This is a genomic window from Pseudomonas sp. B7(2017), assembly GCF_002112745.1.
GTDB classification, from domain to species: Bacteria; Pseudomonadota; Gammaproteobacteria; order Pseudomonadales; family Pseudomonadaceae; genus Aquipseudomonas; species Aquipseudomonas ekonensis.
Genome location: NZ_NEIP01000002.1, coordinates 530,909 through 543,084, shown reverse-complemented (window position 1 = coordinate 543,084; position 12,176 = coordinate 530,909). Strand labels below are relative to the sequence as shown.

13 protein-coding genes are annotated in these 12,176 nt (G+C 67.5%); 1 reads left to right on the top strand and 12 read right to left on the bottom strand.

The window, feature by feature from the left end; all coding sequences use genetic code 11:
* Positions 1-26 precede the first annotated feature (26 nt).
* The 12 genes from CAG29_RS05975 to CAG29_RS05920 all read right to left on the bottom strand — a co-directional run bounded on the left by CAG29_RS05975 (position 27) and on the right by CAG29_RS05920 (position 11,492).
* Positions 27-626, bottom strand: a complete 600-nt coding sequence (locus CAG29_RS05975) for a nucleotidyltransferase family protein (protein WP_085656040.1) — start codon at positions 624-626, stop codon at positions 27-29.
* Complete coding sequence (locus CAG29_RS05970) at positions 623-1,603, bottom strand: XdhC family protein (RefSeq protein WP_085578130.1); 981 nt, start codon at positions 1,601-1,603, stop codon at positions 623-625. The genes CAG29_RS05975 and CAG29_RS05970 overlap by 4 nt, the downstream gene beginning before the upstream one ends.
* On the bottom strand, positions 1,603-3,924 hold the full coding sequence (locus tag CAG29_RS05965) for a xanthine dehydrogenase family protein molybdopterin-binding subunit (RefSeq protein WP_085693967.1): 2,322 nt from the start codon (positions 3,922-3,924) through the stop codon (positions 1,603-1,605). Before CAG29_RS05965 ends, CAG29_RS05970 begins: the two co-directional genes overlap by 1 nt.
* Positions 3,921-4,391: a (2Fe-2S)-binding protein gene (locus CAG29_RS05960; RefSeq protein WP_085578132.1), complete on the bottom strand. Its 471-nt coding sequence runs from the start codon at positions 4,389-4,391 to the stop codon at positions 3,921-3,923. The genes CAG29_RS05965 and CAG29_RS05960 overlap by 4 nt, the downstream gene beginning before the upstream one ends.
* 246 nt (positions 4,392-4,637) lie before the next feature.
* On the bottom strand, positions 4,638-5,657 hold the full coding sequence (murB, locus tag CAG29_RS05955; RefSeq protein ID WP_085578133.1) for a UDP-N-acetylmuramate dehydrogenase: 1,020 nt from the start codon (positions 5,655-5,657) through the stop codon (positions 4,638-4,640).
* On the bottom strand, positions 5,654-6,118 hold the full coding sequence (locus CAG29_RS05950) for a low molecular weight protein-tyrosine-phosphatase (RefSeq protein ID WP_085578134.1): 465 nt from the start codon (positions 6,116-6,118) through the stop codon (positions 5,654-5,656). Before CAG29_RS05950 ends, murB begins: the two co-directional genes overlap by 4 nt.
* Complete coding sequence (gene kdsB, locus CAG29_RS05945) at positions 6,118-6,882, bottom strand: 3-deoxy-manno-octulosonate cytidylyltransferase (protein ID WP_085636719.1); 765 nt, start codon at positions 6,880-6,882, stop codon at positions 6,118-6,120. Before kdsB ends, CAG29_RS05950 begins: the two co-directional genes overlap by 1 nt.
* A complete protein-coding gene (locus tag CAG29_RS05940; RefSeq protein ID WP_085578288.1) occupies positions 6,879-7,064 on the bottom strand; it encodes a Trm112 family protein in 186 nt (61 codons plus the stop codon). Before CAG29_RS05940 ends, kdsB begins: the two co-directional genes overlap by 4 nt.
* A 24-nt stretch (positions 7,065-7,088) precedes the next feature.
* The gene (gene lpxK / locus CAG29_RS05935) at positions 7,089-8,099 is read right to left on the bottom strand and encodes a tetraacyldisaccharide 4'-kinase (RefSeq protein WP_085693964.1); all 1,011 of its coding nucleotides are present in this window, start codon (positions 8,097-8,099) and stop codon (positions 7,089-7,091) included.
* Positions 8,099-8,527, bottom strand: coding sequence for a biopolymer transporter ExbD (locus CAG29_RS05930; RefSeq protein WP_085578137.1), 429 nt, complete (start codon positions 8,525-8,527; stop codon positions 8,099-8,101). The genes lpxK and CAG29_RS05930 overlap by 1 nt, the downstream gene beginning before the upstream one ends.
* Positions 8,524-9,159: a MotA/TolQ/ExbB proton channel family protein gene (locus CAG29_RS05925; protein ID WP_170929931.1), complete on the bottom strand. Its 636-nt coding sequence runs from the start codon at positions 9,157-9,159 to the stop codon at positions 8,524-8,526. Before CAG29_RS05925 ends, CAG29_RS05930 begins: the two co-directional genes overlap by 4 nt.
* Positions 9,160-9,248: 89 nt before the next feature.
* Complete coding sequence (locus CAG29_RS05920; protein WP_085578139.1) at positions 9,249-11,492, bottom strand: DNA internalization-related competence protein ComEC/Rec2; 2,244 nt, start codon at positions 11,490-11,492, stop codon at positions 9,249-9,251.
* A gap of 136 nt (positions 11,493-11,628) precedes the next feature.
* Here CAG29_RS05920 and CAG29_RS05915 point away from each other — a divergent pair, with 136 nt between their 5' ends.
* Positions 11,629-12,147 carry a DUF2062 domain-containing protein gene (locus tag CAG29_RS05915; protein ID WP_085629673.1) on the top strand — a complete coding sequence of 173 codons (519 nt, stop codon included), beginning with the start codon at positions 11,629-11,631 and terminating at the stop codon, positions 12,145-12,147.
* Positions 12,148-12,176 lie beyond the last annotated feature (29 nt).

Below are 12,176 nucleotides of genomic sequence, written 5' to 3'. Positions count from 1 at the left end.
CCCCTGCTCGCTCCTACAGGGGCACGTCAGGATGGCGTGAAAAGCAGCGCCTGCGGCACATCGATATCCCATAACACCCCGGGATCATCCACCGCCACCTCCACCACCATCCGCCCTTGCTCAAACAGCCGCCTGGCGCCCCGATCGCCGGACAGCGCCTGCAACTTCGGCCCGAACGCGTGACCAAATCCGACCGGATGCCCGAACTCGCCGTTGAACACCGGCACACTGACGCCATCGTCAGCGACGGCAGCCACCACCTGCTCAATGCTGGACGGCAGGATGAACGGCATGTCGCCCAGCACAATCAGCCAGCCGTCCAGATCAGGACATGCCGCAACCCCCGCCGCAATGCTGTCGCCCATCCCGGTGGACTCGATCGAGACGATGTCACAACCATACGCCTGCGCCATGCGCATGGCCTGCGGGCGCGCTTCGGTGGTCACCAGCACGCGCCTGTCGAGTTCCGCCGGCAGACTCACCAGCACCTGTTCGATCACCGAGCGCACCGCGCCGTCACGCCCGGTGCAATCGGCCAGCAGCTTGTCCTTGTCGGCCCCCGCCACTTCGCGAAACCGTCTGCCCTCGCCTGCCGCGAGCACAATCACGCCGATGGATCGACTCATACGCTCTCCATTGCCTCTTTCTGTTTCTGCCCGGCACCGTTTTTCAACGCCACGATTTCCGCCAGCAACGACAAGGCGATCTCCGCCGGGGAATGGCTGCCGATGGGCAGGCCGATCGGCCCGTGCAAGCGGGCGATGGCCTGTTCCGACAAGCCTAGCTCAGCCAGGTTGTCGCGCCGCTTGCGGCTGTTGACCCGCGAGCCGAGGGCGCCGACGTAAAACGCCCTGGAGTCGAGCGCCGTGAGCAACGCCATATCGTCGAGGCGCGGGTCGTGGGTCAGCGCCACAATCGCCGTGCGTTCGTCTGCCTGGATGCTCAGCACGGCGTCGTCCGGCATGCCGGGGACGAACCGCCCGTGCAGCGCTTCCCAATCCTGCACGAACTCCGTGCGTGGATCGCAGATCAGCACCTCGAAATCCAGCAGCCGTGCCATCTCGGCCACATAACGCGACAGTTGCCCGGCGCCGATCAACAACAGCCGCCAGCGCGGGCCGTAGATGGCGCGCAGGACCCGGCCGTCGAAGGTCAGCGAATCCTGCTTGCCGGCCGCCTGCAACGTCACCTCACCTGTCTCGACATTCAGTGTCCGGGCGACGATTTCGTGGTCATCGCAACGGGCGATCAGCTCGGCGACCCAGGCCGGATCACCGACCCGCTCCTCGGTCAGGCGCAAGGTGCCGCCGCAAGGCAGGCCGAAGCGCGCCGCCTCCTCCTGGGTCACGCCATAGGTGATCAACTGCACCGGCGGCCCGTCGGCAGGGATCCGGCCGTCGTGCAGACGGGCGATCAGATCGTCCTCGACACAACCGCCGGACACCGAACCGATCACCACGCCATCCTCACGCAGCGCCAGCATCGCGCCAGGCGCCCGGGGCGCGGTGCCCCAGGTCTGCACCACGCTGAACAGCACCACCCGCTGCCCGGCGCGGCGCCACTGAAGCACGCTGCGCAGGACGTTGAGATCGACGCTGTCCATCACACCTGCGCCTTTTGCCAGCCCTGCAACTGGTAGCGCACCGGCAGGCTGCGGATCCGCTGACCGGTGGCAGCGAAGATCGCGTTGCACAGCGCCGGCGCAATCGGCGGCACGCCCGGTTCGCCGACGCCGCCCAGCGGCACGTCGCCCGGCGGCGTGACCAGGTGCACCGCGACCTCCTTCGGCGCCAGGGACATGCGCGCCACTTCATACATATGGAAGTTGTCCTGCTGCACCTTGCCGTCCTTGAAGCTGATTTCGCCCCACACGGCATTGCCCAGCCCCATCACACAGGCGCCCTCGAACTGCGAACGGATGCGCTCGGGGTTGATCTGCGGCCCGCAGTCCACGGCGATGTCGGCCTTGTGCACGATCAGCGTGCCGTCGTCCTTTACCTCGACTTCGATCACCGCCGCCACGTAGGTGACGAAGCTGTAATGCACCGCCAACCCCAGCCCGCGCCCTTTCGGCAGCTTGCGGCCCCAGCCGGCGGCCTTGGCTGCTGTCTCCAGCACGGTGCGCATGCGCCCGGTGTCGATCGGATAGCGCTCCGGGGATTCGCCGTAGTTCCACTCTTCGCTCAGGGTGCGCGGGTCGATCTGCCGATCCGGGCCGAGCAGCCGGACCTGGTACTTGAGCGGATCCTCACCGGCCCTGTGCGCCAGCTCATCGACGAAGCTCTGGATCGCGAAGCCATGGGGAATGTTGGACACCGAGCGGTACCAGCCCACCCGGGTGTGCACGGCGGCTTCGGGGTTCTCCAGGCGAACGTTGGGGATCGCGTACGCCATGTTGGTGAAGCCCATGCCCAGCTCGAACGCCGCCTCGTGGTTCATGCCCGGCGCGAACAGCGCGCTGATGCTCGGCGCCACCGTGCGATGCAGCCAGGCGGACGGCAGGCCGTCCTTGCCCACGCCGGCCTTGAGGTACTCGGCGGAGACGGTGTGGAAATACGAATGGTGGATGTCGTCTTCCCGCGTCCACTGCACCCGCACCGCCTTGCCGGGGAATTCCTTGGCCAGGATCGCGGCTTCGATCACGAAGTCCGGTTTGGATTTGCGGCCGAAGCCGCCGCCCAGCAGGGTGACGTTGAAGGTGACGTTGTCGAACGGCAGGCCCAGACGCTCGGCGATCCGCTCGCGGGTGACCTGGGGTGCCTGGCTCGGCGCCCAGGCTTCGCAGGTGCCGTCCTTGTAGCGGGCGACGGCGACCATCGGCTCCATCGGCGCCTGCGCCAGGTGCGGCAGGTAATAGGAGGCGTCCAGGGTGCCGGCGGCTGCGGCGATGGCCTTGTCGACGTCGCCGGTGTTGCGCACCACCTTGCCCGGCTTCAGCGAAGCGGCTTCCAGCGTCTTGCGGTAGGCCACCGAGTCGTAGCTGGCGTTGGGCCCGTCGTCCCACTCGATCTTCAGGGCTTCGCGGCCCTTGAGCGCCGCCCACGTGTTGCTGGCCACCACCGCCACGCCGCCCAGCGGCTGGAACTCCGAAGGCAGCGGACGGCCGTCGATCCGGATGACCTTGAGCACCCCCGGCACTTTCAGTGCGGCGCTGTCGTCCACCGAGCGGACCGTGCCGCCATACACTGCCGGCCGGGCGATGACGGCGAACAGCATGCCGTCGAAATGCACGTCGGCCCCGTACACGGCACGTCCGTTGACGATGTCGGCGCCGTCGATGGCCTTGGTGCCTTCCTTGCCGATGTAGCGGAACTCCGACGGCTGCTTGAGCCGCAGGCCGTCACGGGCCGGCACCGCCAACGCACTGGCGGCGGCAGCGAGTTCGCCATAGCCCAGCTCGCGCCCGGACGGTTTGTGAATGACCTTGTGCAGTTGCGCATGGCATTCGCTCACAGGCACCTTCCACTGGGCGGCGGCCGCCTGTTCGAGCATGGTGCGGGCGGCGGCGCCGCAACGGCGCATCGGCTCGTACCAGTGGCGCATGCTGCGCGAACCGTCGGTGTCCTGGTTGCCGAAACGCACCTCGTCACCGGGCGCCTGCTGCACTTTCACATGGGCCCAGTCGGCTTCCAGTTCGTCGGCGACCACCAGGGACAGGCTGGTGCGCACGCCCTGGCCCATTTCCGAACGGTTGCACACCACCGTCACCGTGCCGTCGGCGGCGATGCTGACGTAGACCTTCGGGTCGTCCACCCAGCCGTTGGGCATGCCGTCGGCGCCGAACTGCTTGGGCTTGTCCTCGGCCAAAGCGTCCTGCCAGCCCCAGCTCGCCGCCAGCACCAGGGCGCCGGTCGCGCCGACGCCTTTGAGAAAGCCCCGGCGGCTGAGGTTGCTCAGGGCGAAATCGTTGGGTAGACGGCTCATGCCTTGGCCTCCTTCAGGTGGGTGGACGCCTGGCGGATGGCGGTCTTGATCCGGTTGTAGGTGCCGCAGCGGCAAATGTTGCCGACCATCGCCTCTTCGATCTGCTCGTCGCTAGGGTTCGGGTTTACCTTGAGCAACGCGGTGGCGGACATGATCTGCCCGCCCTGGCAGTAACCGCACTGGGCCACGGCGGTGTCGAGCCAGGCCTGCTGGACGATCCGGCCCACCGGGTCGGCATGCAGGTTGTCGAGGGTGGTCACGTCCTGCCCGGCCACCGAACCGATCGGCGTGATGCAGCTGCGGGCTGGCGAACCGTCGATATGGATGGTGCATGCACCGCACAGGCCCATGCCGCAGCCGAACTTGGTGCCGTTGTAGCCGGCGACGTCACGGATCGCCCACAGCAGCGGCATGTCTTCGCCGACATCGAGTTGATGGTCTTGACCGTTGAGTTTCAGGGTAATCATGGGCACGCCCGCATATTCATGGAGGTTATGGGGTCGAGCAATCTGCCGCCGCAGGCACGGCGGTGGTTCGTGCAGATCGACTCAGGCTAATGCGGCTCTCTTGTGCCGACGGCGTACGTCTGCACCGGGCCTTTGGTGAAGCAAATGACTCGTATCGTTAGCTCGCTAAGTTAACCCAGCATTAACAAAAAAGCCCTGCACCGGTGTCCGGTGCAGGGCTTTGGGCCGGGCCTTGGAAGCGTAGCCTCAATACCGGTTGGGCTCCATTTCCAGCTCGACATTGAAACGTTCCGCAATGTCTTTCTGGATGCGTTGCGCCAGGTCGAACAGTTGCAGCCCGGTGGCCGCGCCGTAGTTGACCAGCACCAGGGCCTGGAGCTTGTGCACCCCCGCGTCGCCCTCGCGGAACCCCTTCCACCCGGCCCGCTCGATCAGCCAACCGGCGGCCAGCTTCACCTGACCGTCCGCCTGCGGATAAGCCACCAGGTCCGGGTGCTGCGCCTTGATCTGCGCCGCCGTGTGCGCCGGCACCAGCGGGTTCTTGAAGAAACTGCCGGCATTGCCGAGCACCGCCGGATCCGGCAGTTTCTCGCTGCGGATGCTGCAGATGGCGCGGCTCACGTCGCTGGGGGTCGGCTGCTCGATGCCCTGTTCGGTCAGGCGCTGACGCACCGGCCCGTATTCCAGATGCAGATGGGCCGCCCGGTTCAGGTTGAAGCGCACCCGCAGGATCAGCCAGCGACCAGGGTGCTGCTTGAACACGCTGTCGCGGTAGGCGAACCCGCACTCCGCCAGCGTGAAATCGCGCAACGCTCCGGTCTGGCGATCCAGCGCCGTCAGGCCGGCGAACACGTCCTTGATCTCGACGCCATAGGCGCCGATGTTCTGCATCGGCGCCGCCCCGACGGTGCCGGGGATCAGGCTGAGGTTCTCAAGGCCCGACAGGCCCAGCGCCAGCGTGTGCTGCACGAACGGATGCCACGGCTCCCCGGCCTCGGCTTCCAGCACCACACGGTCGCCGTCGTCGCCGACCACCCGGATCCCGCGGCTGACCATGCGCAGCACCAGCGCCGGCACATCCGCCGTCAGCAACAGGTTGCTGCCGCCGCCGATCACCAGCAGCGGCACGTCCTGCTGCGCCGCATAAGCCAGCGCGTCACGCACATCGGCATCGTTGCGGGCTTCGGCGAACAGCTGCGCCCGCACGTCCACGCCAAAGGTATTGAACGGCTTCAGGGAAACCTGCGGTTGCACCGACAGACTCATAGCCGCCCCTTCACTTCGATCAGCAGTTGGTCGCAGGCGCGCTCGATCAGGTCAAGCACCTGCTCGAAACCCTGATCGCCGTCGTAGTACGGATCCGGCACTTCATCGACCTCACCTTCGTAGCGGCGCAGGAACAGATCCAGTTCGGCCTTACCGGTAGACGGCTGCATCGCCTTGAGGTTGCGCAGGTTGCTGTTGTCCATGGCCAGGATCAGGTCGTAGCTGGCGAAGTCGGCCCGACTGACCTGCTGCGCCCGTTGGGCCGACAGGTCATAGCCGCGCAGCTTCGCCGCCGCCTGGCTGCGCTTGTCCGGCGGATTGCCGACGTGCCAGTCGCCGGTGCCGGCGGAGGCCACTTCGACCTGCCCCGCCAGCCCCGCTTCGCGCAGCTTGTGGCGCAGCACGCCTTCGGCGGTGGGCGAGCGGCAGATGTTGCCCAGACACACGAACAGAACGCGCATCAGGCCTCCAGCAGGCGACGGACGCGCTCGAGGTCTTCGGCGGTGTCGACCCCCGTCGGCGGTGCGATCAGCGCGTCGGCCACATGGATGCGCACGCCGTGCCACAGGGCACGCAGCTGCTCCAGGGACTCGGTGTTCTCCAGCCAGCACGGGCCCCAGTTCACGAAGTCCTGGAGGAACCCGGCGCGGTAGGCATAGATGCCGATGTGGCGGCGGTACGGCACGCCCTCCGGCAATTGCTCGCGGCTCTTGGCGAACGCATCGCGGGCCCACGGCAAGGTCGAGCGGCTGAAGGTCAGCGCCAGGCCGTTGAGGTCGCTGACGACCTTGACCACGTTGGGGTTGAACAGCGTGTCCACGTCCTCGATCGGCTCGGCCAGGGTGGCCATGCGCGCCTCGGTGTGGGCCGCGAGGTTGGCGGCCACCTGGTCGATCACGCTCGGCGGGATCAACGGCTCGTCGCCCTGCACGTTGACCACGATGGCGTCCGGCGCCAGGCCCAGTTTCGCGGCCACTTCGGCCAGGCGGTCGGTGCCGGAATTGTGGTCTTCGCGGGTCAGCACCACTTCGGCGCCAAACGCCTTGCAGGCCTCGACGATGCGCGCATCATCGGTGGCCACCACCACGCGGTCGGCGCCGCTCTTGCTCGCCTGTTCCCAGACGTGCTGGATCATCGGCTTGCCGGCGATCGGCAGCAGCGGCTTGCCCGGCAGGCGGGTGGAGGCGAAGCGCGACGGGATGACGACGGTGAACGCTGTGCTCATTTGTCCAGGCGCTCGTCGCTGGTCAGGGTGCGGGCTTCGCTTTCGAGCATCACCGGGATGCCGTCGCGGATCGGGTAGGCCAGGCCTGCGCCCTTGCTGATCAGTTCGGTCTTGTCGGCGCTGAGCTTGAGCGGGCCTTTGCAGACGGGGCACGCGAGGATGTCGAGCAGTTTGGTGTCCATGAACATTCCCTGGATGAAAACGGTTTAAGGCAAAAGCCGATCCGGCAGCAGGCGCATCAGTTGGGTGTCGAACCAGGCCACGAAGGCCGACGACGGCACGGCATCGACCGCCAGGTACCACCAGTCGGCGGCGGCGAAAGCGCGGCACTTCACCGCATCCTTCTCGGTCATCACCAACGGCAATGACGGCGTGAAATTCAAGGCCTGCACGCTGTACTCGGCGTGGTCGGCAAACGCATGCGGAACCGGTCGCCAGTCTAGCGCTTCGAGGGTATTGAAGAAACGTTGCGGATTGCCGATCCCGGCCACCGCGTGCAGGGCCTGGCCGGCAGGGAAATGATCCAGCGGCCGGCGTTCGCCGCTGCGCAGGTTGACCAGCGCCGTGGGTTGCAGGCGGAAGGCGAAACCGTCGTCGCGGTCGGCGGCGGCGCCGTTGTACAGCACGCCGTCGACGCTCTGCAGGCGCTCGACCGGTTCGCGCAGCGGCCCTGCGGGCAGGCAGCGCCGGTTGCCCAGGCCGCGGGCGGCGTCGATCAGCACCAGCTCCAGGTCCCGGGCCAACCGGTAATGCTGCATGCCGTCGTCGGACAGGATCAGATCCAGCGGCTCGCGCTCGAGCAAGGCTTTGACGGCAGCGCTGCGGTCGGGGTCGATCATCAGCGGCACGCCGGTGCGCCGCACGATCAGCAACGGCTCGTCGCCGGCGACGTCGGCGCCCTGATCGGCCTCGACCCGCCAAGGAAATTGCGGCGGCCGGGCGCCGTAGCCGCGGCTGACCACGCCGACCCGCAGGCCGCTGCGCCGGCAGTGCTCGATCAGCCAGAGGATCATCGGCGTCTTGCCGGTGCCGCCGACCGTGATGTTGCCGACCACGACCACCGGCACCGGCGCCTGATAGATCGCGCCTTCGCCGTCCAGGAAGCGCCGGCGCTTGCCGTCGACGACGCGGCGGTACAGCCACTCCAGCGGCCGCAGCAGGCTCAGGGCCGGATGCCCCGCGTACCAGGCAGCGAGCAATCGATCGGACATGGCCATCAGGATTTGGGCGCCGCCTCGACCGTGGTCATGCGCAGATGGCTGAAACCGAGCTTGCCGGCCGCGTCCATGGCGGTGATCACCGATTGGTGCTGGGTCTTGCCGTCGGCGCTGATCGACAACGGCATGTTGGTGTCGCCGTTGGATTCCTTCTGCATGGCTTCCATCAGGGTCGCCAGATCGCTCTTCGGCAGGATCCGGTTGTTCACCGAGAACACGCCCTCGGCGTTGATGGCGACGTCCAACTGCTTGACCTGCTGGTCTTCGGCGGGCGAACCGCTGACCGCTTCCGGCAGGTCGACGCGCAGCTGGGTCTCACGGGTGAACGTGGTGGTCACGACGAAAAACAGCAGCAGGATGAACACCACGTCGATCAGCGACGCGAGGTTGATGTCGATGGTTTCCCGGGGCTTGCGACGGAACTTCACGCTTTGGCTCCGGCCAGGTCGACGTCACGGTCGCCCTGCACCACCTCGACCAGCTTGATCGCTTCCTGCTCCATGCCCACCACCAGCTCATCGATGCGCCGCTGCAGGAAACGGTGGAAGAACACCGACGGAATGCCCACCATCAGGCCCGCCGCCGTGGTGATCAACGCCTTCGAGATGCCGCCGGCCAGCACGGACGCGTTGGTGGTCATGCCGGAGCCGGTGAACGCACTGAAAATGTCGATCATGCCCAGCACCGTGCCCAAAAGGCCCAGCAGCGGAGCCATGGCGGCGATGGTGCCCAGGGCGTTGACGTAGCGCTCCAGCTCATGGATGACCCGGGCGGCCGCCTCCTCGATGCACTCCTTCATGATCTCGCGACCGTGCTTGGAGTTGGCCAGGCCCGCCGCGAGGATCTCGCCCAGCGGCGAATTGGCGCGCAGTTCCTTGAGTTTTTCCTTGTTGAGCTGCTTGTCCTTGATCCACACCCAGACCTGACCGAGCAGGTGCTCCGGGGTCACGCGGCTGGCCCGCAGGGTCCACAGGCGCTCGGCGACGATCGCCATGGCGGCGACGGAACTCAGAATGATCGGCAACATCATCCAGCCGCCGGATTTGACCAATTCCCACACAGTGACAGCCCCCTCGAAAAAGTGCGCCACTTTACCATACCGGTTCGCGATGACGACCCGTCGCTCCGACGACCGTGCCCTGCGGCGGCTCAACGGTGCGTCTCGGCCGGCGGCGGCGCGTCGCGCCAGAACCGTCGCTGCTGGCGCAGAGTACGGGGCGGCTGGAACCGGCCGAGCCGAAGGTGGATGGCGCCGTGCCGGGCGCTGTCGTAGACGTGGATGCCCTGATGGCGGTAACGCGCGGTCACGGTGGGGTGCGGATGGCCGAACGAATTGCCTTGCCCCCGGGAAATCAGCACGGACTCGGGACGCAAGCCCCTGAGCAACGCCATCGACGATGACGTGCGGCTGCCGTGGTGCGGCGCCTGCAGCCAGCGCACTGGCTGCGCCAACGGGCTGTCGAGCAGGGCGCGCTCGGCGGCGGCATCGATGTCGCCGGTCAGCAGCAGGCGCTCACCGGCGGCGTCGACCTGCAAGACACAAGAGCGTTGATTGCTGTCATGGGCCGCGTCCCATTGCCACAGCCGGAAACCGACGCCGTCCCACTGCCATTGCCGACCGCTGGCGCACGCCTCCGCCGTCAATCCGGCGGGAAGCCCTCCCGGATCGCCGCTCATCACCCGGCCGACCGGCAGCCCGCGCATCAGCGCCTGTGCTCCGCCGGCATGGTCGGCGTCGGCATGGCTGAGCAACAGCAGGTCCAGCCGCCCGACATCCAGTTTGCGCAGGGCCGGCAACACCACCCGCTCACCGGCATCGAAATCGCCCATGCGCGGACCGGCGTCAAACAGCAACGCGTGATGGCGAGTACGCACCAGCACCGCCAGGCCCTGCCCGACATCGAGCTGCCAGACGTCGGCCACGCCCTCGTCCAGCCGTTCCCGGGGCGGCGCCGCCAGCAGCAACAGCAACGGCCAGCCCAAGGGGCGCATCGGCACACCCCTGGGCAACAGCAGCAGAAAGGCCCCCAGCCCTCCCGCCGCCAAGACCCAGCCCGAGACCATGGCAGGCGTCCATGCCGGCCATTGCCCGGCGATCACGGCCAGACCGCGGAACAGCCCCTCGATCAGTCCGCCGGCCAGCCACAGCAGGGCTTCTCCCACCGGCGCAACCGGCAGCAGCAAGGTGCCGAGCAAGGCCGGCGGCAGCACCGCCAGACTGACCCAGGGCACCGCCAGCAGGTTGACCAGCGGCCCGCTGAGGCTGACCGGCAAGCCCAGCGCCAACAGCACCGGGCACAGCCCGAGCGCAATCAGCCATTGCGCCCGCGTCCAGGTCTGCCACCATCGCCATGGCCCCAAACGTCCGCCGAAGGTGAAGATCAGCACCGCCACCGCCGCAAACGACAGCCAGAACCCCGGGCGCAGGCTGGCCAGCGGATCCATCAGCAAAACGGCGTCGAACGCCAGCAGCAGCGGCCACCAGAGGCCCAGATGGCGAAAGCGCAGGCGCCACAGCAGCACCAGCGCGACCATCACGCAGGCGCGCCGCACCGGCACGTCGAACCCGGCCAGCAGCCCGTATCCCAGGGCCGTCGCGAACGCCAGGCCGCAGGCCCACGGCAACCAAGGCCAACGCACCGGCCACAGGCCCCACCTCGCCAGGCCGGCGACCAGCCCATAGACGACCGCCGCCAAAAGGCCGATGTGCTGGCCCGAGATCACCAATAGGTGCACGGTGCCGGTGTCCTGAAGGATCTGCCAGTCTTCGCGCGCCAGCCCCGAGCCGTCGCCCAGCACCAGCGCCGCCAGCGCGGCATTGCGGCCCTGCGCGTCCACGGCGAGCAGGCGCTGACGGACGCCGTCGCGCCAGGCCCCCTGCGCCGCCGACAACCGTTGGCCGTCCTTGACCGTGCCGGTCGCGCCGATGCGCTGCGCCAGCGACCAGGCCTCGGGGTCGAAGGCGTCGGGATTGAGCAGGCCGCCCGGGCGCTTGAGCTTCACCGCCAGCCGCCAGCGCTCGCCGCTGTTGACCGGCGGCCCGTCGTACCACGCCAGGCGCATCTTCGCCGGCAGCCGTTCATGGCGCGAACGGGCGTCGGCCAGCTCGAACCGCACCACGCCTGCGCCGTTCTGCGGCAGGCCGGTCACCCGCCCCTCGACCCAACGGGTCTCGCCCTCCAGCGCCGCCGGCAAGCGGTCGTCCAACGCCCAATGGGCGCCGAGGCCCGTCCACATGAAACCGAACAGCAGAAAAGCCAATGGATAGCTGCGAAACGGCAGCAGCATCAGCACCGCCACCGGCATCGCCCACAAAAGCCCGACCGGCGGCAAGGCCGGCAAAAAAACCGGGGCCAGCAGACCGGCTGCCAGCGCCATCATCCCTGTGCGCATACGCCCGTCCTTGAAAGTCCCGCCTTCAGGCATAGCGGATCCGGGGTCCTGGCGTCGTCAACAATTGTCACAAAGTCTGAATGGGCCGCTTCTAGAATCCAGACATACTTGCCGCCTTGACCGACCGAGAAGCCTTATGCCCCGGCGCCTATTCAAACGTTACATGCCCGATCCGACGAGCATCAGGGAACACAAGTCCTTACGCTTTCTCGGCACGTTGCTGCATGACCCCAACCTCTGGCACCTCAACCGCCACTCGGTGGCCCGCGCCATGGCGGTCGGCCTGTTCGCGGCGTTCCTGCCGATCCCGGCGCAGATGCTGGTGGCGGCCGTGCTGGCGATCATGGTGCGCGGCAACATGCCGATCGCCGTCAGCCTGGTCTGGCTGACCAACCCGATCACCATGCCGGCAGTGTTCTTCTGCACCTATCAGGCCGGCGCGTGGCTGATGGACGTTCCGGCCAGGACCCTGCCCGACGAACTGACCTGGGAATGGATCAGCGGCGAACTCTCCACCCTGTGGAAGCCGTTCCTGCTGGGGTCGGTGGTGACAGGGCTGGCGCTGGGCGCCCTCGCCTATTTCACGGTGATGATGTACTGGCGCTGGTGGGTGGCCCGGCAATGGGCGCGCCGCAAGAAGAACCGAATGCCATGAACGCAAACGGCCTCCATCACTGGAGGCCG

Excerpts from the sequence above, each read along its gene's own strand:
- kdsB (WP_085636719.1), bottom strand. The coding sequence starts at position 6,882 with ATGAGCACAGCGTTCACCGTCGTCATCCCGTCGCGCTTCGCCTCCACC.
- murB (WP_085578133.1), bottom strand. The coding sequence starts at position 5,657 with ATGAGTCTGTCGGTGCAACCGCAGGTTTCCCTGAAGCCGTTCAATACC.
- lpxK (WP_085693964.1), bottom strand. The coding sequence starts at position 8,099 with ATGGCCATGTCCGATCGATTGCTCGCTGCCTGGTACGCGGGGCATCCG.
- CAG29_RS05920 (WP_085578139.1), bottom strand. The coding sequence starts at position 11,492 with ATGCGCACAGGGATGATGGCGCTGGCAGCCGGTCTGCTGGCCCCGGTT.
- CAG29_RS05940 (WP_085578288.1), bottom strand. The coding sequence starts at position 7,064 with ATGGACACCAAACTGCTCGACATCCTCGCGTGCCCCGTCTGCAAAGGC.
- CAG29_RS05960 (WP_085578132.1), bottom strand. The coding sequence starts at position 4,391 with ATGATTACCCTGAAACTCAACGGTCAAGACCATCAACTCGATGTCGGC.
- CAG29_RS05970 (WP_085578130.1), bottom strand. The coding sequence starts at position 1,603 with ATGGACAGCGTCGATCTCAACGTCCTGCGCAGCGTGCTTCAGTGGCGC.
- CAG29_RS05915 (WP_085629673.1), top strand. The coding sequence starts at position 11,629 with ATGCCCCGGCGCCTATTCAAACGTTACATGCCCGATCCGACGAGCATC.
- CAG29_RS05965 (WP_085693967.1), bottom strand. The coding sequence starts at position 3,924 with ATGAGCCGTCTACCCAACGATTTCGCCCTGAGCAACCTCAGCCGCCGG.
- CAG29_RS05950 (WP_085578134.1), bottom strand. The coding sequence starts at position 6,118 with ATGCGCGTTCTGTTCGTGTGTCTGGGCAACATCTGCCGCTCGCCCACC.
- CAG29_RS05975 (WP_085656040.1), bottom strand. The coding sequence starts at position 626 with ATGAGTCGATCCATCGGCGTGATTGTGCTCGCGGCAGGCGAGGGCAGA.